A 19,996-nucleotide genomic window follows, 5' to 3' on the forward strand; every position below is an offset into this window, starting at 1 on the left:
GGGGTGAACGACGAGGTATCGGTCGCCGAGCTGCTCGTGCGCGAGGGCTGGGGCGACCGTCCGGGACCGGGCCAGTCACGCTGGCGCGTGGTCGCGGTGATGCTCGCCGTCATCGTGGGCTGCGGGGCCGCCGCGGCGCTGGTCGCCTTCGGCGGCAAGGAGCGCGAGGACGCCTCCCCGGTCGACCAGATCCAGGTCATCCCCTTCCCGCAGCGCACCACCGGGCTGGGCGGCGCCGGCCAGGCCACGGACTCCCCGCCGGACGGCGGGATCGGTGGCGGCACCGGCGGCGACGTCGTCACGGCGTCGAACGAGCACCGCGGCACGGTCACCGAGGTGCCGGGCCGCGACCCGGCCACCGAAACCGCCGGTCCCGGACCCGGAAACGCACCCGCGACACCGACCGCCACGCCGTCCGGCTCCGGTCCGTCCGCGTCGGGCACCTCGACGGTGACGCCGACGGGGAACCCGCCCCCGGCCGGCGGGCACTCGCCGACCCCGGCCCCGACCACCACGCCGCGGACCCCGACGTCGTGCATCCTGGGGATCATCTGCTGGTGATCAGGCCAGCTGTTCCGCGAGGTCGCTGAAGTCCGAGGTGTTCCAGCGCTCCGGGCGCATCGCGATCGCGATGTTGTTCCCGTGGGCTTCGTCGGTCGCGTCGGTGTAGGCCTCGCTCACGCCCGGCGGCAGGTAGCGGGCCGCGATCTCGTGCCGCTCCGCCTTCGTCATCGGCCACGACTCCACGACCGGTCCCTCGACCGAGACGTACTTGTAGACGCCGTCCTGCTGCTGGACGCACAGCGCGAACCGGCCGGCCGCCTCGATCAGCCGGGCCTTCCGCAGTCCCGGTGACGTCATCACGACGATGTCGCCACCCGGCTCGTAGCGGTACCAGATGGGCGTGGTCAGCGGCGCCCGCCCGGGCTCGGCCGCGACGCTCAGCACGCCGACCTGCGGCTCGGCGAGGAACGCTTCGCGCTCGTCCTTGGTCATCTTGCGGGCCATCGGGAGCTCCTTAAGGCAAATGGATTTGACTTAAGGCTAGTCGCAGCTCGGCCACTAAGGCAAGCGGCTTTGCTTTAAGATGGAGGGATGACCCGACCCGGCGGCCGCAGCGCCCGTGTCCGCGACGCGGTGCACGACGCCGTCGTCGAGCTGCTCGCCGCCGGCGAGATCGACGCCGCGATCCCGAAGATCGCCGAGCGGGCCGGGGTGAACCCGACCAGCATCTACCGGCGCTGGGGCAGCCGCGACGCGCTGCTGATCGACGCGGCGGTGACGCGCCTGCGCTCGACGTCGCCGATCCCGGACACCGGTTCGCTGCGCGGTGACCTGCTCGGCTGGGCCGAGGGCGTCGAACGCGCGATGCGCGACCGGCACGGCCAGATCCTGCTCCGCGCGCTCGTCGCCACCTTGCGCCCGGACGCGAAGCCGCTCGAGTACCTCCGGGCCCGCGGCGACGACCTGCAGGCCGCCCTCGACAAGGCCGCGGCGCGCGGTGAGCCGGTGCCGTCGGTCGACGAGGTGCTCGACTTCGTCCTGGCCCCGCTCTACCTGCGCGTGCTGTTCCGGCGCCCGGTCGAGCCGGGCACCGGCACCGTGCTCGTCGACCGGCTGCTCAAGGCGCGTTGAGCAGATCCGGCTCCGCGCGCCGGCCGAGGTGGTTGAACAGCAGGTTCAGCGCGAAGGCGAGGACCGCCGCCACCGTGATCGAGCTGCCGCAGATCGTCTGCAGCCACGCCGGGAAGTGCTGGAAGATCTTCGGCGCGAACGCCGGCAGGAGGCCGACCCCGAGGGCGACCGCGACGATGAAAGTGTTGTGGTTGCCCGAAAACTCGACGGTCCTGAGGTTCTGCGCGCCGACCGCGGCGACCATCGCGAACATCACCACCGCGACCCCGCCGATCACCGGTTCCGGAATGGCCGCGATGAACGCGCCGACCTTCGGCACCAGGCCCATCAGCACGAGGATCCCGCCGGTCACCGCGACGACCCAGCGGCTGCGCACGCCGGTCATCCGCACCAGGCCGACGTTCTGCGCGAACGCCGTGTCGGGGAAGGAGTTCATCACCCCGCCGAGCACGGCCGAGACGCCGTCGGTGGCCAGGCCGCGGGCCAGGTCGGCGTCGGTCGGCGGGCGCCCGGTGATCTCACCGACGGCGATCATGTCGGCGGTCGACTCGGTGAACGTCACCAGCATGACCACGCACATCGACAGGATCGCCGCGACCGGGAACGTCGGCGCGCCGAAGTGGAACGGCGACGCGAGCCCGAACCAGCCGGCCGCGCGCAGGCCGTCCCAGTGCACCAGCCCCATCGGGATCGCCACGACCAGCCCGATGGCCAGCGCGAGCAGCGGCCCGATCTGGTTGGCGAACCCGCGCAGCACCCGGGTGAACAGCACGAGCAGCGCGAGCACCCCGAACGCCAGCCCGATGTGCGACGGCGCCGCGTAGTCCGGTGACGTCGGGTCGTGGCCGGCGATCATCGCCGCGCCGGGGCCGAGCAGCGAGACGCCGATGACCAGCAGCAGGGTTCCGGTGACCAGCGGCGGGAAGAACCGGATCAGCTTCGCGAACGGCCTCGCGATGAGCAGCCCGAACACACCGGAGGCGAGCATCGCGCCGTAGACCGCGGGCAGGCCGTACTGGGCCGCGATGAGGATCATCGGGTTGACGACGGTGAACGTCGCCCCGGCCACCACCGGCAGCCGGATGCCCAGCAGTTTGCCGATGCCGATGGCCTGGATGAGCGTCGCGATGCCCGCGACCAGCAGATCGGCGTTGACCAGCAGCCCGATCGTCGGCGCGTCGAGCTTCAGCGCGCTGCCGACGATCAGCGGCACGGCGACCGAACCGGCGTACATGATCGACATGTGCTGGAGGCCGAGCAGGGCCAGCCGGCCGGCGGGCAGGCCGGCGTCGACCGGGTGGACCGCGGATTCCGTCATGAGCGCCCCCGTCTTTCGGATTGACCTGGTGCAGCAGCCTGGTCGGTGTCACAGCCAACGCGGTGCCGGTGACGGTAGCAAGTCCCGGCCGTGATGATCATGTTTCGGGGGGCGGCGCAACGGCCGGGAATGTGTGACCATCGGTGCATGACTTCGGGTGGCATTTCCCAGGTGGGCCCGCCGTTTCGCGCCGATCACGTGGGGAGCCTGCTGCGGCCCCCGGTACTGCGCGACGCACGACGGCGGCACGAAAGCGGTGAGATCAACGCGGAGCAGCTCCGCGCGGTCGAGGACGACGCGATCCGCGACGTCATCAAGATGCAGAAGGCCGCCGGGCTGAGTTCGGCGACCGACGGCGAGTTCCGGCGCGCTTCCTGGCACATGGACTTCATCTACGCGCTCGGCGGCATCTCGAAGAGCGACCAGCGGCTGCACGTCAAGTTCCACAACCTGGCGGGCGACCTCGAGTTCAGCCCGCCGGGCCTGCAGGTCGACGGCAAGGTGCGGCTCGACGAACCGATCTTCGCCGACCACTTCCGGTTCCTGCAGTCCCATGTGGACCCGGGCGTGACGCCGAAGCTGACCATCCCGTCGCCGAGCATGGTCTACTACCGCGGCGGCCGGGCCGCGGTCAGCGAGTCCGTCTACCCGGACCTCGAGGAGTTCTTCGCCGACCTGAGCTCGGCGTACTCCGCGCAGGTCGCGGCGATGGCCGGCCTCGGCTGCCGGTACCTGCAGCTCGACGACACCAGCCTCGCCTACCTGAACGACCCGGCGCAGCGGGAGCTCGTCGCGCGGATGGGCGGCGACCCGGACACCCAGCACCTGCGCAACATCGCGACGATGAACGCGGCGCTGGAGGGCCGTCCGGACGGCCTGACCGTGACGACCCACCTGTGCCGCGGCAACTTCCGCTCGTCGTGGGCCGCGGAGGGCAGCTACGAGTTCGTCGCCGAGGCCCTGTTCGGCGAGCTCGCGGTCGACGGGTTCTTCCTCGAGTACGACGACGAGCGCTCCGGCGGGTTCGAGCCGCTGCGGTTCGTGCCGAAGGACAAGAAGGTGGTGCTCGGTCTGGTCACGACCAAGCGGCCGGAGCTGGAGGACCCGGACGTCCTGGTCCGGCGGATCGAGGAGGCGTCGCAGTACGTCGACATCGACCGGCTCTGCCTGTCACCGCAGTGCGGCTTCTCTTCGACGGAGGAGGGCAACGACCTGACCACGGACGACCAGCTGCGCAAACTGGAGCTGCTCGTGTCGACGGCCGACCGCGTCTGGGGCGGCCACTGATGATCACGTGCGTCGTCGACTACGTCATCGACCCCGCGAAGCTCCCCGACTTCGAACGCTTCGCCGCCGCGTGGATGCGGCTGGTGCAGCGCGAAGGCGGCATCCACCACGGGTACTTCCTGCCGTCGGAAGGCGCGAGCGACGAGGCCCGGGCGCTGTTCAGCTTCGAAAGCCTGGCCGCGTACGAGCGGTACCGGACGCTGTTCGGCGTCGACCCGGACTTCATCGAAGCCGACAAGATCCGGGACGAGAGCGGATGCGTGGTGCGGTACCGGCGCACCTTCATGCGTCCGCTGCTGCCGGACGACGAAGAGGCCTGACGCGGGTTCGCCCCGGGAGTACTCCCGGGGCGAACCGGCGGCCTTCCCGGTCCAGTGCGGAGACCGCCGCCGCGCTCAGCGCGGCCGCGACGACGACGCCCAGTCTGGTCCGGGATTTCATGGTGTCCCCTCGTGCTTTCGTCTCGGCGGGGACACGCTTCGGGGGCGCGGGGGGTTTAGCCCGCGGGTTGCGGCTCTTTCCGCCGGTGCGAAGACTGCCCCCATGCGACACAGCGCGCGGCGGCCGCCGTCGGTGGTGGATCGCGTCCTCGACCTCCTGGGCGCCTTCACCGCCGAACGGCCGCGGCTCACGCTGTCGGAGCTCAGCCGGCGGGCCGGGCTGCCGCTGTCGACCACGCACCGGCTCGCCGGTGAGCTCGCCCGGCGCGGGGCCCTCGTGCGCGACGAAACCGGCGCCTACCGCGTCGGGCTGTGGCTGTGGGAAGTCGCCTCGCTCGCCCCGCACGGCGCGGAGCTGCGGGAGAGCGCGATGCCGTTCCTGGAAGACCTCTACGAAGCCACGCACCAGAACGTGCAGCTCGCCGTGCTCGACGGGGCCGAGGTCGTCTTCGTCGAGCGCATCTCCGGCCGCGGCGCCGTCAACGTCCTGACCCGCGTCGGCGGGCGGCTGCCCGCGCACGCCACCGGTGTCGGCCAGGTGCTCCTCGCGCACGCCCCCGCCGAGGTCCAGGAGGAAGTCCTGGCCGGTCCGCTCAAGACGTTCACGCCCAAGACGATCGCCTCGCCCGCGCTGCTGCGGCGGGTGCTGGCCGACGTCCGCCGCGACGGTTACGTGATCAGCGACGGCCAGGTCGAGCTGGTCGCGCTGTCGGTGGCGGCGCCGGTCCGCGACACCACGGACGAGGTCGTCGCCGCGATCTCGGTGGTCGTCCCGGCGGAGGGGACGGACCCGCGGACGCTGGTCCCGGCGGTCCGGGCCGCGGCGCGCGGGATTTCGCGGGTGCTGGGGGCACCCCGGGCGGTGCGCCCGGCCGGCGGCTCCTCGACGGCTTGAGCCGGTTGTGGTCGGATGAGACCGAGGGCTGCCGGATGGGGTGAGGAGAAAAGCATGACCACCGTGCTCGTCGTCGGTGCCGGCCAGAGCGGGTTCCAGGCCGTGGCTTCGCTGCGGGACCGGGGCTTCGCCGGCCGGATCGTGCTGGTCGGGGACGAGCCGGGCGTGCCGTACCAGCGGCCGCCGCTGTCGAAGGCCTACCTCGCCGGGACCGCCGGGCTCGAACAGCTGCACCTGCGCGGTGAAGACTTCTTCGCCGAGAAGGACATCGAGCTGGTCGCCGGCCGGGTCGGGCGGCTCGACCGGGCGGCGCGGAAAGCCGAGCTCGTGGACGGCCGCGAGCTGGACTACGACTTCCTGATCCTGGCCACCGGCGCCCGCAACCGGACCCTGCCCGTGCCCGGCGCGGACCTCCCCGGCGTGCTGACCCTGCGCACCCGCGACGACGCCGACCGGCTCCGGGAGTCCCTCTCCCGAGCGGAGAACGTCGTGGTCGCCGGCGGCGGGTTCATCGGCCTGGAGTTCGCCTCGCACGCCGGTCGCCCGGTGACGATCGTCGAGGCGCAGGACCGCCTCCTCAACCGCGTCGCGACGCCGGAGATCTCCGCGTACTTCGCCGACCTGCACCGCAACGCCGGGCACACGGTGCTGCTGGGCCAGGGTGTCGCGGCCATGTACGGCGACTCGCGGGTACGGGAAGTCGAGCTGTCCGACGGCACCCGGCTGCCCGCCGACCTGGTCGTCGTCGCGGTCGGAGTGGTGCCCGAAACCACGCTCGCCGAGGCCGCCGGGCTGCCGGTGCGCAACGGCGTGGTGGTCGACGCGCACCTGCGGACGGCGGACGAGCGGATCTTCGCCATCGGCGACTGCGCCAACTTCCCGTGCGTACAGGCCGGCGCCGAGACCCGGCTCGAGTCCGTGCAGAACGCCGTCGACCAGGCCCGCTGCGTGGCCGCGGCGATCACCGGCACCGCCGAGCCGTACGCCAGCCTGCCCTGGTTCTGGACCGACCAGGCGGGCGCGAAACTGCAGATCGCGGGCATCCTTTCGGGCACCGGCCGGACGGTGGTCGTCGGCGACCGGGCCGCGGGCAAGTTCTCCGTGCTGTCCTTCCGCGACGACGTCCTCATCGCGGTCGAGTCGGTGAACCGGCCCGCCGACCACATCGCCGCCCGCCGGCTGTTCACCGCCGAGCCGAAGCCCGCCTACGCGGACCTCGAGACGAGTGAGTTCGATCTGAAAGCCCACCTGAAGGCAACGTCAACTCGTGGTTGACGCAACCTAATCGTCAACCTACAGTTGACGGTATGACCTTGCCGACCAACATCAAGCTCGACGACCTCATCAACGCCATCAAGAGCAACCACGAACAGGACGCCCTCGCCCAGCTGACCGACGCGGTGTACGTGGGTCAGCACCTCGGCGAAGTTGCGGACCACCTGATCGGCCACTTCGTCGACCAGGCCCGGCGATCGGGCGCGTCCTGGACCGACATCGGCGCCAGCATGGGCGTCACGAAACAGGCCGCCCAGAAGCGGTTCGTGCCGAAGGTCGACCCCGGCGGCGACTCGTCCGGGGCGATCGAGCGCGTCTACGGGCGCTACACCGACCGGGCGCGGCACGTCATCGTCGAGACGCAGAAGGCGGCCGTCGACCACGCCAGCCCGGAGATCGACACCGTGCACATCGTGCTGGGCCTGCTGACCGAGCCCGCCGCGCTGGCGGCCGGGGCGATTCTGGCCCAGGGCGTGCAGCTCGACGCCGTCCGCGAAGCGGCCGAGGCGCGGCTGCCCGAGCCGGTCGACCCGGCGCCGAACGTGGTGCCGTTCTCGGCGGCGGCCAAGAAGACCCTGGAACTGACCATGCGGGAAGGCCTGCGGCTGGGGCACAACTACATCGGCACCGAGCACATCCTGCTGGCGTTGCTGGAACAACGTGAGGGCGCCGGCTTCGAGGTGCTCGACGGCCTCGGCGTCAGGAAGGACAAGGCCGAGGCGAAGATCGTGGAGGTGCTGGCGGAAATCCTCGCCGCCCGGGGGCAGTGAGACTCCTGGTGGCGGCAGCGGTCCTCGCGCTGCTGCTGGTGACGCTGCTCTGACCGGGCAGGACCAGGGGGTCTTCCCGGTCAGAGCAGCGGCTCGTCAGGCCTCGGACTCCGGGCGGCCGTCGGCGGCCCAGGCCGTGTGGAACGAGCCTTCCCGGTCCACCCGGCGGTAGGTGTGGGCACCGAAGAAGTCCCGCTGGCCCTGCACCAGCGCGGCCGGCAGCCGGTCCGCGCGGAGGCCGTCGTAGTAGGCCAGCGCCGTCGAGAAGCCCGGCGTCGGGATGCCGAGCTTGACCGCCGTCGAGATCACCGAGCGCCACGAGTCCTGCGCGTCCTCGACCGCCTTGCGGAAGCCGCCCGAGGTGAGCAGCGTCGGCAGCTCCGGCTCGTCGGCGTAGGCCGCGGTGATGTCGTTGAGGAACTTCGCGCGGATGATGCAGCCGCCGCGCCAGATCGAGGCGACCTTGCCCAGGTCGATGTCCCAGCCGTACTCGGTCGCGCCCGCCTGGATCTGGTTGAAGCCCTGCGCGTACGCCACGACCTTCGACGCGTACAGCGCCTGCTCGACGTCGTCCGCGAAGCGCTCCAGCGAGGCACCCGACAGCGGGGCGGCCGAAGGACCGCCGAGTCCGCGGGCCGCCGCGCGCAGCGACTTGGACCCGGACAGCGAACGCGCGAAGACGGCTTCGGCGATGCCCGAGATCGGGACACCCAGGTCGAGGCCGATCTGCACCGTCCAGCGGCCGGTGCCCTTCTGCTCGGCGGCGTCCTCGACGACGTCGACGAAGGGCTTGCCGGTCGCCTTGTCGACGTGCGCGAGCACCTCGGCGGTGATCTCGATCAGGTAGGAGTCGAGCCGCCCGGTGTTCCACGTGCGGAACACGTCGGCGATCTCGGCGGGTGCGTACCCGCCCGCGTGCCGGAGCAGGTCGAACGACTCCGCGATCAGCTGCATGTCGGCGTACTCGATGCCGTTGTGCACCATCTTGACGAAGTGGCCGGCGCCGTCCGCGCCGATGTGCGTGCAGCACGGCTCGCCGTCGACCTTCGCCGAGATGTCCTCGAACAGCGGGCCGAGCGACTCGTACGACTCCTTCGAGCCGCCGGGCATGATGCTCGGCCCGTGCAGCGCGCCTTCCTCGCCGCCGGAGACGCCGCTACCGACGAAGTGCAGGCCACGCTCGCGCAGCGCCTTCTCGCGGCGGCGCGTGTCGGCGAAGTGCGCGTTGCCGGCGTCGATGATCACGTCGCCCTCTTCGAGCAGCGGCGCGAACTCCTCGATGACGGCGTCCGTCGGGCCGCCCGCCTTGACCATGATCACGACCTGGCGAGGCCGCTCCAGCGCGTCGACGAAGTCCTGCGCGGAGTACGCCGGGATGAAGTCGCCCTCGTCGCCGAACTGTTCCACCAGCGCGCGGGTCCGCTCCTCGGACCGGTTGTGCAGGGCCACCGTGTGGCCGTGCCGGGCCAGGTTCCGGGCCAGGTTGCGGCCCATGACCGCCAGGCCGGTGACCCCGATGCTCGCCTTCTTGCTCATCCGAATCCTTCCGAAGTCTCTCTCGATTCAGACCCTAGTCCGATCGACGCCTCAAGGGAGGCCACGGAGGAGCAGCTCACTCAGTTCAGGAGAAGCAGCGGATCGGTCCCTTGTTGTAGGCGAGCATGTCCGTGATGGCCGCGACCAGGTCGATCTGCGCGCCCCACTCGGCGCCGTCCAGCTCGGCGTACGCGCGGTGGAGGTTCCCCGGCAGCCGCTCCTGCTCGCTCAGTGAGGAGAACTCGCCGAGGTCCGTCTCTTTGGCCACCTCCAGCGGCGACAGCCCGGCAGCTTTCCCGCGCTCGGCGGTCTGCTGGACGAAGGCCAGGTACCGGTCGACGGTGTCCACCACGTCGAGCCCGCACGGGCCGCCGTGACCAGGCAAGATCACTTCCGGTTCGAGTTCCCGGAGCACGTCCAACGCGGCGCGCCAGCCGGCCACCGAGCCCATCAGCGCGAACGGGCTGCCGCCGTGGAACACCAGGTCACCGGCGTAGAGCACGCGCTGCTCCGGCAGCCAGACGAGCACGTCGTTGGTCGTGTGGGCCGCGTGGCCCGGGTGGATCAGCTCCAGGGTGACGTCGCCGGCGTGCACGGTCAGCCGGTCGTCGAACACGACCTCCGGCGGCCGCGACTCGAGCTGGCCCCAGTCGTTGCCGACGAAGATGCCGTCGAACGTCTGGATGCCCTCGGCGACCATCAGCTCGCGCGTCTTGCGGTGGCCGATGATCGTCGCGCCCGCGACCAGGTAGTTGCCGTTGGTGTGATCACCGTGGTGGTGGGTGTTGACCAGCGTCGTCACCGGGCCGCCGGTCGCGGCTTCGACCGTCTCCAGCAGCGCGCGCGTGCGGCGCTCGGTCGAGCAGGTGTCGATCAGCACGGTGTGGTCGCCGGCGTCGACGAACCCGCAGTTGTTGATGTACCAGGAGCCGTCCGGCTGGACGTAGCCGTGGACCTGGTCGGCCAGCCGGGTGACGGCGGCGGCGGAGGGGGAGCGATCGGTCACGCGGTCACTATGCCCGAGACGGGGCTCCGCCGGTTGGCGGAATAATTCGGAATTTCACTGGTCCAGGCGAGTGATAGCGCAGGTGACTGGCATTCCGCGGCGTTTCCTGGAACGCTGCGCGATGTCATCATCGAGATCCGCAAGGTGAAGCACTAGCCTGGGTGGGTTCGATAGTTCGCGTGCGACGGCGGCCGGTGGCCGTCGTCGCTTGGTAGTGGTCCGGGAGAGCAGGGCGATGGCCAGCACCGTCACCTCGCGCCGGAAGCAGCTCGGGAACGAGCTCCGGCATGCCCGCACCGCGGCGCGGATGACACAGCAGCAGGTCGCCGAGGTCCTCGGCTGCACCCAGGGCAAGGTCAACAAGATCGAGTCCGGTGCCGTCGGGGTCAAGCTCGGGGATGTGCGATCCATGCTGAACGCATTCGGGATCAACGGTGAAGAAGCCGACACGCTGATGAACCTGGCGCGGGCCGCCGCCGGGCAGCGCGGCCACTGGTCCGGTTACCGCTCGGTGGTGCCGCACTGGTTCCGCACCTTCACCGACCTGGAACCCGCGGCCGCGGAGATCCTCACCTGGCACGGTGAGCGCATCCCGGGCCCGCTGCAGTCCGAGCACTACATGCTCAAGCAGTTCACCGAGGCCGGCGCGACGGACGTGACGTCGCTGGTCCGCAACCGGCTCGACCGCAAGGCGGTGTTCGAGCAGCAGCAGCCGCCCTACTACCGCTTCATCATCAGCGAAGGCGCGCTGCGGCGGGCACCCGGCGGGTACGCGCCCGCGGTGATGCTCGACCAGGTCGAGCACCTGCTCTCCCTGGAGAAGCACCCGCGGGTCTACGTGCACGTACTGCCGTTCGGCGCGCGGCTGGCCGCGGTGCCCAACGACTTCACGATCATGCGGTTCCCGGACCGCACGCGCGACTTCGTCTACATCGAGCACTCCGCCGGCGGGCTGTACCTCGACGACGTCAAGGACTTCAACATCTTCGTCGACTCGTGGGACCGGCTGCGTGGAGCCGCGCTGGAGCGGCAGGAGACCCGGCAGTTCCTGAAGGAGCTCGCGGAGGGTTACCGCGCCCAGATGCAGCAGCTCCAATAGGGCGAATGGCGGCCTGAACTGTCCCGGGCGGTGAACAACTTTCGGTAGAGTCACTCTGTTGCGCCGAATCCACCGGAAGTGCCGCCCGAAGGGGACGTCGTGGACCCCGACTTCCTTCCCGATGTCATCGACCTCGACCGCCCGAACATCGCGCGGATCTACGACTGGGCCCTGGGCGGCACCGCGAACTGGGCGATCGACCGGCAGTACGGCGAGCAGGCGGTGCAGGCGTTCCCGCTGGCGAAGGCCCTCGCCCGCGGCAACCGGGACTTCCTCGGCCGGGCCGTGCGCTACTGCCTCGCCGAGGGCATCACGCAGTTCCTCGACCTCGGCTCCGGCATCCCGACCGCGGGCAACGTGCACGAGGTCGCCGACGACTACGCCGACGACAGCCGGTGCGTCTACGTCGACCACGAGCCCGTGGCCGTCGCGCACGGGCGGATGCTGCTCGACGAAGCCGGCGACCCCGAGCGCCACGCCGTGCTGCACGCCGACCTGCGGGACGCCGAAGAGGTCTGGGAAGCCGCGCTCGCCACCGGCGTGCTCGACCCGGACCGGCCGATCTGCCTGCTGACCGTGGCGGTGCTGCACTTCCTGCCGGACGTCACCGGCGTCCGCCAAGCCATCCGCGACTACCGGACGCTCCTGGCACCGGGGTCGGCGTACGTGCTTTCGCACGCGACCGAATCCGGCGTCGAAGGCGAAGAGCTGGAGCAGATCCGGAAACTCGTGAAGCTGTCCGAACAGTCGAGCTCGCCCGCGGTTTCCCGGTCCCTCGACGAGATCGCCGCCTTCTTCGGTACCTTCGACGTCGTCGAGCCCGGGATCGTGCCTGTGGGAGAGTGGCGCCCGGAGCCCGGCGCCGCCACGGTCCCCCTCGCGAGCGTGGTCGGCGGTGTCGGCCGCAAGCCTGGAGGACGCAATGACGACGCAGGACCCCGAAGCCCCTGAAGGCGTGGACCTCGACCGGCCGAACGCGGCCCGCATCTACGACTGGTTCCTCGGCGGCGACGCCAACTGGGCCATCGACCGCCAGTTCGGGGAGCAGGCGGTCAAGACGTTCCCGATGATCAAGACCGTCGCCCGCGCCGGCCGTGACTTCCTCGGCCGCGGGGTGCGGTACCTGGCGCGCAACGGCGTCGACCAGTTCCTCGACCTCGGCTCCGGCGTCCCGACGGTCGGCAACGTCCACGAGGTCGCCACCGACGTGAACCCGGACGCGCGGTGCGTGTACGTCGACAACGAGCCGGTCGCGGTCGCCCACTCCCAGATCCTGCTGGAGCAGGAGGGTGTCGCGGGCCGGCACGCAGTGCTGCAGGGCGACCTGCGCGACCCGGCCGACATCTGGAAGCGCGCGCTGGACACCGGCGTCCTCGACCCGAACCGCCCGATCGGCCTGATCATGGTCGGCGTCCTGTACTTCCTCGGTGCCGACGAGCCGGTGGCCGAGACCATCCGGAAGTACCTGTCGCTGCTGCCGGCCGGCTCGTACTTCCTGTCCTCGCACCTGACGAGCGACGGCTTGGAGGAGATGGCCGACGCCGACAGCCGCGAGAAGATCATGAAGCAGTACAACCAGTCCAGCACGCCGCTCCACCTGCGCACGCGCGCGGAGTTCACGTCGTTCTTCGAGGGGCTCGAGCTGGTCGAGCCGGGCATCGTCTACCTGCCGGAGTGGCACCCGGAGGAGATCGAGTCCCGGGCGACCAGGAAGCTCGCGAACGACCCGGCGTTCGTCGGCCACCTCTGCGGCCTCGGCCGCAAGCCGTGACGGCGGCCGCCTACGACGCTGTCGCCGTCCAGTACGCGGAATTCGCCGCCGGGGCCTGGGACAAGCACGCGCTGGAGCGGGCGGTGTGGGCGGCGTTCGCGGATTCCGTCCGCGGGCGCGGCCCGGTCGCCGACCTCGGCTGCGGCCCCGGCCACCTGACGGCGCACCTGCGTTCGCTGGGGCTCGACGCGTTCGGCGTCGACCTGTCCCCGGCGATGATCTCGCTCGCCCGGGCCGCCCATCCGGACCTGCGGTTCGAGGTGGGCTCGATGGCGGCGCTCGACCTGCCGGACGCGTCGCTCGCCGGGATCCTGTCGTGGTACTCGCTGATCCACACGCCGCCGGCGGAGGTGCCGGGCTACTTCGCGGAATTCGCCCGATTGTCGGCGTCCGGCGGTCACGTTCTGTTGGGGTGCTTCGAATCCGGCGGCGGTCCGCTGACGCCGTTCGACCACAAGGTGACGACGGCCTACAGCTGGCCGCTGGACGAACTGGCCGGATTCGCCGCCGCGGCGGGTCTCCTGGAGGTGGGCCGGGTGTACCGCGAGCCGGGCGCGGGGGAGCGCCCGATGCGGCACGGCTGCCTGTTGCTCCGGAAACCGTAGCCACGAACGAAAAGAGCCCCGGTTCCGTCAGGGAGCCGGGGCTGTTTCGTGCTGGTACGGCGGTTCAGGCGCGCGAACCGACGTGGCCGCCGCGCATCAGCGGCGTCAGGTCGATCGCGGCTTCCAGCGGGCGGGTCGTGCGGACCCCGTCGGCGTGGCGCCGCAGCGGGAGGTCCTGGTCCGTCGCCCAGGTCGTGGTCTTGCGGAGCGGCGCCTGGATCAGGCTGAAGCCGAAGCGGTTCCGCAGTTCGTTCCCGATGCCCCGGCGGCCACGGTGTTCTTCGTCCTCACGGCAGAAGAGCGAGTTCACCCGGACGGCCATTTCGTCTACACCCCCAGCTCTCGTCGCGGTGCTTCGGCGCCCTGGCGGGAAAACGCTTCCGCACCTCTGGTCCGGACCAGCTCGGTCGCGGCCGTGGCGGCTGCTCGTCCGGAGACGGCGAGCCTGGTCACGGCGAGCGCGCCGGGTGGCGCACTGTCCTCGACGATCACGCTGTTCCTCCCCCATGAGGTCCTGCGATGGCTTGGCTTTGGTTTGGTTCCGGCGCTGGTCGTGCCAACACTTCGGCCCGTCTCGACGACCGCCCGCCGCGAGCAGGCAGTCATTCACCGACACCAGCGCCCCGGCCGATGCGATTAATCCTACTCCTGGAATAATCTTCATGTCGAGGCCGTACCCAGTTGATCACCCGCTTGGCCCTGTGGCTTGCTCCATTGAGACACTGAGTAGCCGGGAGCGGGTGCCTTCGACCAGGTCACGACCGCGCCGCCCAACGATCCTCGGAGGTACGACCCATGGCGGATTATCCGTCGTTCGCGGATTACGATCCGAACACGGCCGTGACCCTGTTCGAAGAGGCCGCCTGGGAGAAGTCGTTCGCCAGCGAGCCCAACGGCGGCAGCTGCGTCGAGGTCAACCTGGGCTCCGAAGGCCTGATCGGCGTCCGCGACACCAAGCTCGCGACCAGCCCCGTCTTCGTGTTCGACACCGCCGAGTGGGAAGCGTTCCTGATCGCCGTCAAGGCCGGGCAGTTCGACCTGCCCGCTTGATCGCCGGTACCGCGGAAGACAAATGGTGAAGGCCCCCTTCCCCGCTCTCTACGGTGAAGGAGGCCTTCGCGACCGCCCGAATACGTCCGGACGCTCAATGTGAGGGGAATCTCACCCGATTGCCGGAAGCTCCCCGCCGCGCAACCGGCCGCGGGTCCGGCGCCAGGCGACCACGATGAGCACCACGAGCCCGATCAGCGGCAACGTGCTGATCGCCCAGCTCAGGCCGATCGGCGGCCCCGGCTGTTCCAGCACCGGCAGCGCGCGCAGCTCGCCGGTGCCGGAGCCGGCGGGGCCGTTGACCGCGAAGCGGAACGTCCAGTCACCCGGCCTCGGCATCGAGCGGACGTCGAGGCCCCACACGTCGAGTTTGCGCGGGTGCCGGACCAGCGGCTGCTTCCGGTTCTGCCCGCCTTCCGGGTTGACCATGGTGAGCGTGCCGGACTTGCCCTCGATCCCGCCGTCGGGGATGAAGGTGAAGTCCAGCGACTGCATGGCTTTCAGCGGCCAGGTGCTGAACCCGATGGTCAGCCCGTACGGCCCGGCCTGCACCCGTTCGGTGTGCACGATGTTGACCGGCTCGTAGGCGTTTGCCGGTGCCGCGGTGGCGAACAGCAGCCCCGCTACCGCGGCCAAGGCCAGCACGGCCCGCTTTATGGGGGTTCCGGGTGGCGGAGCCCCCGGCCGGAGCGGAGCTCCGAATGACAGAGTCTTACGCATCAGCGGTTTCCCCCTTCTTCGCGGGCGCCAGCAGGCAGAGCATCCCGCCGAACCGCCACCCGGCGAACCCGCCGAGCAGCCCCAGCGCCGCGCTGAGCACGGCGGTCGTCATCAGGTACCAGGCCGGCGGCAGGTGCGCGCCGGTGTAGAGCAGGAAGCGCTGGACCGGCAGGCTCAGGCCGAGCAGCAGCCCGGCGATCCCGCCGGCGACCACGGACACCCGGCCCGGGCGCCACCCCCGGCGCCGGCCGGCGAGGTACACCAGCTCCATCAGCGCGGCCACCGGCAGCAGCGCCATCGGCGTCAGCGACGGCATCGCCGGCACCCCGGAAACCGCGTCCCGCATCGGCAAGCCGACCAGGTCGGCATACGCCTGCGCGGCCCACGGCGAGAACCACCAGAACACCGCCTGCACGACCGCGACCAGCGCCGCGGTACCGACCGCCCCGCCCGGACGGCGGAAGAACCCGGCGCCGACGGCGACCAGCAGCACCGCCATCATCGACGTCCCGATCGCGACGGCGTCGGCGTAGTCGTCCGGCACCTGCTGCAACCCGAGCGCCAGCACCGGCCCGAAGGTCAGCAGCACGGTCAGCGACGCCAGCGTGCCGAGCCGGCCCCAGCGGTGCTCACGCGCCGCGGCGAACACCGCGGTCGTGCCGATCAGCGACACCGTGATCGACAGCAGCAGCCCGATGTGCGGCGGCGAGTCGATGACCGCGTCGAAGCCGTAGAGCCCGTGCCACCACTGGTCCCACAGGCCGTAGAGCAGGAACGTCGCCGCGCCGACCCCGGAGACCAGGTAGCCCAGCGGGGCCGCGAACGTCCGGCCGAACACGTTGACCACGCGCCCGCCGATCCGCGGGTCGACCGGCCGTCCCGCGCGCCGCGCCGCCGTCGTCAGCAGCACGACGGCGAGGCTCGCCAGGCCGACGACCGCGCTGCCCGCGTACAGGAACAGGTGCGGCAGCGTGAAGAACGTGTCCGGCCCGACGTCGTCGTGCCACTGGATGTCCCAGGTGAGCCCGACCAGCGACAGCAGGGACCCGCCGAGCACGACGTTCGCCGGCAGCAACCCGGTTCGCGCCTGGTTCGTCACCGACGTGCCGCGCACGCCGGATGCGGTGAGATCCATTCCCCCTCCTTCTACTTGACCAACACGGGAAAGACGACCTGCGCGGGCCCGCCGGGGCCGCGCAGCGAAACGGTGATCTCCCACTGCCCGGCCATCGGCAGCCCGACGTCCGCGGCGCGGAAGTGGCCGGGCCCGTCCGGCCCGGCGGGCACCGGCGCGAGCGCGTGCCCCATCTGCGCCATGACCGGCGCGACCGTGACGGCTTCGGGCGCGGGCCCGGCCACCGCCACCGCGAACGTGTTGCCGCCGATGCGTGGCTGGTCCGCGGAGAACTGGACGGTGTACGGGCCCGAAACCGCCTGCTGCGTGGTGGAGTTCGCGCCCTTGCCGCCCCACAGCAGCCAGGCGGCACCGGCCGCGGCGACCAGCGCGACGAGGGTGATCAGCAACGTCGGGCGTTTCATCGGGCGGCTCCTGTCGTCGGGACGTCGACCACGGCCGGGACGGTGAGCACCCGGAAGCCGCGTTCGGCCTGCAGCCAGGTCCGGTACCGGCCGGGCTCGGCGAAGGTGTAGGTGAAGCTGACGTCCGGGCCGTACGCGGCGACTGTCTCATCAGGACGGTCGAGCTGGCCCACGACCGGCGGGACCATCGCGTGGACGTGTGCCCACGTCGGGGCCTTGGCGGCGCCTTCGCCGGCCGGGCCGGTGAACGGGCCGGTGACGATCAGGTGGCCGAGCATGCCCAGCCACGGCTGGAGGTCCTGGGCCGGGAAGTGCGCGGTGATGGTGGTGGGCGTGCCCGGGCTGATCGTGAGGTCGACCGGGGTGCCGTCGATGGTCCGCGGTCCGGGCCCGGGTGGTTCGGGCGCGGGAGCCGCGCTGCCCTTCAGGTCCACAGTGGACCGGGCGAGCTGGACACCGCCGCCGCGCCGGGCCAGTTCCGCGGCGACGGCGTACGTGCCCGCTTCCGGATCGGCGAGGCGGACGCGGAAGTCGCCGGGGCCGACGCGCACCGGGTGCAGGTGGCTCAGCCGGCCCGACGGCGAGACCATTACCAGGTGCACGAGCGCGTTGTCGTGCACCAGCAGATCGTCGACCGGGCGGCCGGTGGCGCCGTCGGTGAGCCGCAGCTTCAGGTCGCTTTGCCGGGCTTCGACGGCGAGGTTCACCGGCGGCCGTGAGTAATCCACTGTGGACAGGCGCGCGTTGGCGTACGGATCGGTGACGTTGTCGAACGTCGGGTCCAGCTGACTGCCGGGCGCGGGCGGCGGGGGAGTGCTCGCCGACAGCAGCGCGCCGGTGACGGCGACGGCGAGCGCGGCGACCACGCCGGCGCCCGGGATGAGCGCGTACGCGGTCCGCCGGGCCCGCACCCCGACGAGCAGGGCGATGAGCAGGAACGCGCCGGCGGCGACGAAGCCACCGTAGGTCGCCTTCTCCCACGGCGGCACCACCCGCGCGGGCACGATGAACGGGATCGTGGCTCTTGGCCCGGCGCCGTCATCCAGCGAGAGTTCCCACGGTCCCGGTTTGTCGACTTGGAGATTTCCCGCGTAGACACCGGGGGTGGCGCCGAGGACCACGTCGGCACGCGAACTCGAGACCCCGCCGGCCGCGACGGCCAGGTGCAGCGTGCCGGGCGCGGTGCCCTGGTGCGTCACGACGTCCACCCGCAGCGGCGACGGTGTCGTGTCGACGCGGCGGATGATCACGGTCAGCTCGCGGGCGCCGAGCGTCTGGGCGACCTGGATGTCGGCGCCGGCCGGTGCGCCGTCGGCGTGCGCGGTGCCGCCGCCGGCCGCGATCCCCAGTACGGCCAGCAGTATCAGCAGCGCGGCTTTCGATTTGCTCCCCATTGTGGGCCGAACCTAACCGCCGGCACCGGTGGCGCGCGTCACGGCGGCGAGGGAACTCCGGTCCCCGGTTCGGGGGACTCCGGGCCCCGGGAGTCTCAGGGGTGGAGGAATTTCCGCAGGTGAGCGACCACTTCGGCGGGTTGTTCCTCGGGGAGGAAGTGGCCGCACTCGGCGAGGGCTTCGCCGGTGACGTCGTCGGCGTACTCCCGCCAGATCTCGAGCGCCGGGAGCGTGCCGATCAGGCCGTCGGCGCCCCAGAGGGCGAGGAGTGGCTGGGTGACGCGCTTTCCGGCTTCGAAGTCGGCGTCGTCGAGTTCGGCGTCGTCGGGGAAGGAGGCGCGGTAGTCGTCGAAGCCGGCCCTGAGCGCGCCCGGCTGGGAGAAGGCGCGGACGTACTCGGCCTGCGCGTCGGCGTCGAGCGCGTGGCGCTGGTAGGTCCATCGCTCGAAGAAGTAGCCGAGGTAGGCGGCGATGTTCTGGCCGGCCAGGAGTTCCGGCAGGTCGGGCTGGAGGTGGAAGAGCCAGTGCCAGGACGGCTTCGCGATGACGTCGAGCCGCTGCCACATCGCGCGGGTGGGCACGATGTCGAACACGGCGAGCCGTTCGACCTGGTCCGGGCGGTCCAGGGCCCAGCGGTGGGCGACGCGGCCGCCGCGGTCGTGGCCGGCGACGGCGGTCTTCACGAAGCCCAGGTGGTCGGCGAGGGCGGCGATGTCGGCGGCCATCGTGCGCTTGTCGTAGCCGGACTTGGGTTTGTCGCTGCGGCCGTAGCCGCGCAGGTCGGGGGCGATCACGGTGTGCGTCTCGGCGAGGGGTGCCATGACCTCGCGCCAGCAGTGCGACGTCTGCGGCCAGCCGTGCAGCAGGAACAGCGGCGGGCCGTCGCCGGCTTGCCGGTAGTGCATCCGAATGCCGTTCACGGTGGCCATGTTCTCTAACCGGTTCATAGGGTTAGACGGTACCGCTGCTTCTAACTGTCTTCAAGGGTTAGAATGGCGGACATGGAATGGGTCTTCGACGGCGGACGGCCGTGCCTCGACCTCGTCAACACGAAGCGCAGCCGGCACGAAGAGGGCGTGGAGCTGCTGACCGGCCCGGACGCGCTGGCCGAGTGGCTTTCGCTGGCCGGGTTCACGACGGGCCCGGTGCCGGTGACGGCGGGCAACGTGCTGGCGGCGAAGGCGCTGCGGGAGGCGATCGACCGGGTGCTGCTGCCGCCGGAGGACCTGTCGAGGATGGACGTCGAGCTGGTCAACAACGCGGCGGCTTCGGCTCCGGCGCCCCCGCCGCGCCTGGCGCTGGTGGGTGGCGTGCTGCGCCGGGAGGTCCCGGCCCCGAAGGACCCGGTGGCGGCGGCGTTCGCGGCCTTGGCGGCGGACGCGATCGACCTGGCCACCAGCGACGCGGAGGTCCGCATCTGCGCGGCCGACGACTGCGGCCAGCGCTTCTGCGACGCCTCACCCCGCCGCAACCGCCAGTGGTGCTCGATGGCTCGCTGCGGAAACCGCGCCAAGGCCCGCGCACACTACGCCCGAACCCTCACCCGCGACTGACACCCGCGACGGCCCCGTCGTGTCGACCCCCCAATCACGCGAGTTGACCCCTCAATCACGCGAGTTGACCCCTCAATCACGCGAGTTGACCCCTCAATCACGC

At 71.2% G+C, this 19,996-nt stretch carries 24 protein-coding genes; 13 read left to right on the forward strand and 11 right to left on the reverse strand.

Features of this window, described 5'->3' with window-relative positions; translation table 11 throughout:
• The first annotated feature begins 3 nt into the window (after window positions 1-3).
• Window positions 4-561: a hypothetical protein gene (locus C2L58_RS34190; RefSeq protein ID WP_103341767.1), complete on the forward strand. Its 558-nt coding sequence runs from the start codon at window positions 4-6 to the stop codon at window positions 559-561.
• On the opposite strand, the gene C2L58_RS34195 is transcribed toward C2L58_RS34190, so the two are convergent.
• Window positions 562-1,008 carry a pyridoxamine 5'-phosphate oxidase family protein gene (locus C2L58_RS34195; protein ID WP_103341768.1) on the reverse strand — a complete coding sequence of 149 codons (447 nt, stop codon included), beginning with the start codon at window positions 1,006-1,008 and terminating at the stop codon, window positions 562-564.
• Between the two features lie 87 nt (window positions 1,009-1,095).
• On the opposite strand from C2L58_RS34195, the gene C2L58_RS34200 reads away from it, so the two are divergent.
• Window positions 1,096-1,635, forward strand: a complete 540-nt coding sequence (locus C2L58_RS34200) for a TetR/AcrR family transcriptional regulator (RefSeq protein ID WP_103341769.1) — start codon at window positions 1,096-1,098, stop codon at window positions 1,633-1,635.
• On the opposite strand, the gene C2L58_RS34205 is transcribed toward C2L58_RS34200, so the two are convergent.
• Window positions 1,622-2,953 (reverse strand): nucleobase:cation symporter-2 family protein, encoded by a 1,332-nt coding sequence (locus C2L58_RS34205; protein WP_103341770.1) that lies wholly within the window; start codon window positions 2,951-2,953, stop codon window positions 1,622-1,624. The genes C2L58_RS34200 and C2L58_RS34205 overlap by 14 nt on opposite strands.
• Window positions 2,954-3,100: 147 nt before the next feature.
• On the opposite strand from C2L58_RS34205, the gene C2L58_RS34210 reads away from it, so the two are divergent.
• The 5 genes from C2L58_RS34210 to C2L58_RS34230 all read left to right on the forward strand — a co-directional run bounded on the left by C2L58_RS34210 (window position 3,101) and on the right by C2L58_RS34230 (window position 7,620).
• Window positions 3,101-4,240, forward strand: coding sequence for a 5-methyltetrahydropteroyltriglutamate--homocysteine S-methyltransferase (locus C2L58_RS34210; protein WP_233226091.1), 1,140 nt, complete (start codon window positions 3,101-3,103; stop codon window positions 4,238-4,240).
• The gene (locus C2L58_RS34215; RefSeq protein WP_103341771.1) at window positions 4,240-4,560 is read left to right on the forward strand and encodes an NIPSNAP family protein; all 321 of its coding nucleotides are present in this window, start codon (window positions 4,240-4,242) and stop codon (window positions 4,558-4,560) included. The genes C2L58_RS34210 and C2L58_RS34215 overlap by 1 nt, the downstream gene beginning before the upstream one ends.
• A 223-nt stretch (window positions 4,561-4,783) precedes the next feature.
• Window positions 4,784-5,575: an IclR family transcriptional regulator gene (locus tag C2L58_RS34220; RefSeq protein WP_103341772.1), complete on the forward strand. Its 792-nt coding sequence runs from the start codon at window positions 4,784-4,786 to the stop codon at window positions 5,573-5,575.
• A 54-nt stretch (window positions 5,576-5,629) separates the two neighbouring features.
• Window positions 5,630-6,850 carry an NAD(P)/FAD-dependent oxidoreductase gene (locus C2L58_RS34225; protein WP_103341773.1) on the forward strand — a complete coding sequence of 407 codons (1,221 nt, stop codon included), beginning with the start codon at window positions 5,630-5,632 and terminating at the stop codon, window positions 6,848-6,850.
• 32 nt (window positions 6,851-6,882) lie between these two features.
• Window positions 6,883-7,620 carry a Clp protease N-terminal domain-containing protein gene (locus C2L58_RS34230; protein ID WP_103341774.1) on the forward strand — a complete coding sequence of 246 codons (738 nt, stop codon included), beginning with the start codon at window positions 6,883-6,885 and terminating at the stop codon, window positions 7,618-7,620.
• A 96-nt stretch (window positions 7,621-7,716) separates the two neighbouring features.
• Here the strand turns inward: C2L58_RS34230 and gndA are convergent, their stop codons facing one another.
• A complete protein-coding gene (gene gndA, locus C2L58_RS34235) occupies window positions 7,717-9,156 on the reverse strand; it encodes an NADP-dependent phosphogluconate dehydrogenase (protein ID WP_103341775.1) in 1,440 nt (479 codons plus the stop codon).
• 85 nt (window positions 9,157-9,241) lie between these two features.
• Window positions 9,242-10,162 (reverse strand): MBL fold metallo-hydrolase, encoded by a 921-nt coding sequence (locus tag C2L58_RS34240; protein ID WP_103341776.1) that lies wholly within the window; start codon window positions 10,160-10,162, stop codon window positions 9,242-9,244.
• A gap of 235 nt (window positions 10,163-10,397) precedes the next feature.
• Here C2L58_RS34240 and C2L58_RS34245 point away from each other — a divergent pair, with 235 nt between their 5' ends.
• From C2L58_RS34245 to C2L58_RS34260, 4 genes are all read left to right on the forward strand, one after another.
• Window positions 10,398-11,261, forward strand: coding sequence for a helix-turn-helix domain-containing protein (locus C2L58_RS34245; RefSeq protein WP_013222333.1), 864 nt, complete (start codon window positions 10,398-10,400; stop codon window positions 11,259-11,261).
• A 99-nt stretch (window positions 11,262-11,360) separates the two neighbouring features.
• On the forward strand, window positions 11,361-12,212 hold the full coding sequence (locus C2L58_RS34250) for an SAM-dependent methyltransferase (RefSeq protein WP_103341798.1): 852 nt from the start codon (window positions 11,361-11,363) through the stop codon (window positions 12,210-12,212).
• Complete coding sequence (locus C2L58_RS34255) at window positions 12,184-13,032, forward strand: SAM-dependent methyltransferase (protein ID WP_103341777.1); 849 nt, start codon at window positions 12,184-12,186, stop codon at window positions 13,030-13,032. The genes C2L58_RS34250 and C2L58_RS34255 overlap by 29 nt, the downstream gene beginning before the upstream one ends.
• Entirely contained in the window at window positions 13,029-13,637 is a 609-nt protein-coding gene (locus C2L58_RS34260; protein ID WP_103341778.1) for a class I SAM-dependent methyltransferase, read from the forward strand. Before C2L58_RS34255 ends, C2L58_RS34260 begins: the two co-directional genes overlap by 4 nt.
• Before the next feature lie 64 nt (window positions 13,638-13,701).
• Here the strand turns inward: C2L58_RS34260 and C2L58_RS34265 are convergent, their stop codons facing one another.
• Window positions 13,702-13,959 (reverse strand): hypothetical protein, encoded by a 258-nt coding sequence (locus C2L58_RS34265; RefSeq protein WP_103341779.1) that lies wholly within the window; start codon window positions 13,957-13,959, stop codon window positions 13,702-13,704.
• Window positions 13,960-13,964: 5 nt separating this feature from the next.
• A complete protein-coding gene (locus C2L58_RS49480; RefSeq protein WP_158264208.1) occupies window positions 13,965-14,129 on the reverse strand; it encodes a hypothetical protein in 165 nt (54 codons plus the stop codon).
• Window positions 14,130-14,432: 303 nt separating this feature from the next.
• Here C2L58_RS49480 and C2L58_RS34270 point away from each other — a divergent pair, with 303 nt between their 5' ends.
• Window positions 14,433-14,687 carry a DUF397 domain-containing protein gene (locus tag C2L58_RS34270; RefSeq protein WP_103341780.1) on the forward strand — a complete coding sequence of 85 codons (255 nt, stop codon included), beginning with the start codon at window positions 14,433-14,435 and terminating at the stop codon, window positions 14,685-14,687.
• Between the two features lie 111 nt (window positions 14,688-14,798).
• Here the strand turns inward: C2L58_RS34270 and C2L58_RS34275 are convergent, their stop codons facing one another.
• From C2L58_RS34275 to C2L58_RS34295, 5 genes are all read right to left on the reverse strand, one after another.
• Window positions 14,799-15,332 (reverse strand): hypothetical protein, encoded by a 534-nt coding sequence (locus C2L58_RS34275; protein ID WP_369904279.1) that lies wholly within the window; start codon window positions 15,330-15,332, stop codon window positions 14,799-14,801.
• Window positions 15,333-15,399: 67 nt separating this feature from the next.
• Window positions 15,400-16,542 carry a hypothetical protein gene (locus C2L58_RS34280; protein WP_103341781.1) on the reverse strand — a complete coding sequence of 381 codons (1,143 nt, stop codon included), beginning with the start codon at window positions 16,540-16,542 and terminating at the stop codon, window positions 15,400-15,402.
• Between the two features lie 11 nt (window positions 16,543-16,553).
• The gene (locus tag C2L58_RS34285) at window positions 16,554-16,946 is read right to left on the reverse strand and encodes a FixH family protein (protein WP_103341782.1); all 393 of its coding nucleotides are present in this window, start codon (window positions 16,944-16,946) and stop codon (window positions 16,554-16,556) included.
• On the reverse strand, window positions 16,943-18,340 hold the full coding sequence (locus C2L58_RS34290) for a hypothetical protein (RefSeq protein WP_199191591.1): 1,398 nt from the start codon (window positions 18,338-18,340) through the stop codon (window positions 16,943-16,945). Before C2L58_RS34290 ends, C2L58_RS34285 begins: the two co-directional genes overlap by 4 nt.
• Window positions 18,341-18,435: 95 nt before the next feature.
• A complete protein-coding gene (locus C2L58_RS34295) occupies window positions 18,436-19,269 on the reverse strand; it encodes an alpha/beta fold hydrolase (RefSeq protein WP_369904280.1) in 834 nt (277 codons plus the stop codon).
• A gap of 72 nt (window positions 19,270-19,341) precedes the next feature.
• Here C2L58_RS34295 and C2L58_RS34300 point away from each other — a divergent pair, with 72 nt between their 5' ends.
• Window positions 19,342-19,893, forward strand: a complete 552-nt coding sequence (locus tag C2L58_RS34300) for a CGNR zinc finger domain-containing protein (protein WP_199191592.1) — start codon at window positions 19,342-19,344, stop codon at window positions 19,891-19,893.
• Window positions 19,894-19,996 lie beyond the last annotated feature (103 nt).

This window comes from Amycolatopsis sp. CA-126428, from assembly GCF_002904335.1.
In the GTDB taxonomy this organism is placed as follows: Bacteria; Actinomycetota; Actinomycetes; order Mycobacteriales; family Pseudonocardiaceae; genus Amycolatopsis.

Coding starts and splice junctions, on each gene's coding strand:
- C2L58_RS34270 (WP_103341780.1), top strand. CDS start 14,433: ATGGCGGATTATCCGTCGTTCGCGGATTACGATCCGAACACGGCCGTG.
- C2L58_RS34200 (WP_103341769.1), top strand. CDS start 1,096: ATGACCCGACCCGGCGGCCGCAGCGCCCGTGTCCGCGACGCGGTGCAC.
- C2L58_RS34300 (WP_199191592.1), top strand. CDS start 19,342: ATGGAATGGGTCTTCGACGGCGGACGGCCGTGCCTCGACCTCGTCAAC.
- C2L58_RS34210 (WP_233226091.1), top strand. CDS start 3,101: ATGACTTCGGGTGGCATTTCCCAGGTGGGCCCGCCGTTTCGCGCCGAT.
- C2L58_RS34285 (WP_103341782.1), bottom strand. CDS start 16,946: ATGAAACGCCCGACGTTGCTGATCACCCTCGTCGCGCTGGTCGCCGCG.
- C2L58_RS34265 (WP_103341779.1), bottom strand. CDS start 13,959: ATGGCCGTCCGGGTGAACTCGCTCTTCTGCCGTGAGGACGAAGAACAC.
- C2L58_RS34225 (WP_103341773.1), top strand. CDS start 5,630: ATGACCACCGTGCTCGTCGTCGGTGCCGGCCAGAGCGGGTTCCAGGCC.
- C2L58_RS34280 (WP_103341781.1), bottom strand. CDS start 16,542: ATGGATCTCACCGCATCCGGCGTGCGCGGCACGTCGGTGACGAACCAG.
- C2L58_RS34195 (WP_103341768.1), bottom strand. CDS start 1,008: ATGGCCCGCAAGATGACCAAGGACGAGCGCGAAGCGTTCCTCGCCGAG.
- C2L58_RS34295 (WP_369904280.1), bottom strand. CDS start 19,269: ATGGCCACCGTGAACGGCATTCGGATGCACTACCGGCAAGCCGGCGAC.
- C2L58_RS34290 (WP_199191591.1), bottom strand. CDS start 18,340: ATGGGGAGCAAATCGAAAGCCGCGCTGCTGATACTGCTGGCCGTACTG.
- C2L58_RS34205 (WP_103341770.1), bottom strand. CDS start 2,953: ATGACGGAATCCGCGGTCCACCCGGTCGACGCCGGCCTGCCCGCCGGC.
- C2L58_RS34230 (WP_103341774.1), top strand. CDS start 6,883: ATGACCTTGCCGACCAACATCAAGCTCGACGACCTCATCAACGCCATC.
- C2L58_RS34215 (WP_103341771.1), top strand. CDS start 4,240: ATGATCACGTGCGTCGTCGACTACGTCATCGACCCCGCGAAGCTCCCC.
- gndA (WP_103341775.1), bottom strand. CDS start 9,156: ATGAGCAAGAAGGCGAGCATCGGGGTCACCGGCCTGGCGGTCATGGGC.
- C2L58_RS34245 (WP_013222333.1), top strand. CDS start 10,398: ATGGCCAGCACCGTCACCTCGCGCCGGAAGCAGCTCGGGAACGAGCTC.
- C2L58_RS34255 (WP_103341777.1), top strand. CDS start 12,184: ATGACGACGCAGGACCCCGAAGCCCCTGAAGGCGTGGACCTCGACCGG.
- C2L58_RS34220 (WP_103341772.1), top strand. CDS start 4,784: ATGCGACACAGCGCGCGGCGGCCGCCGTCGGTGGTGGATCGCGTCCTC.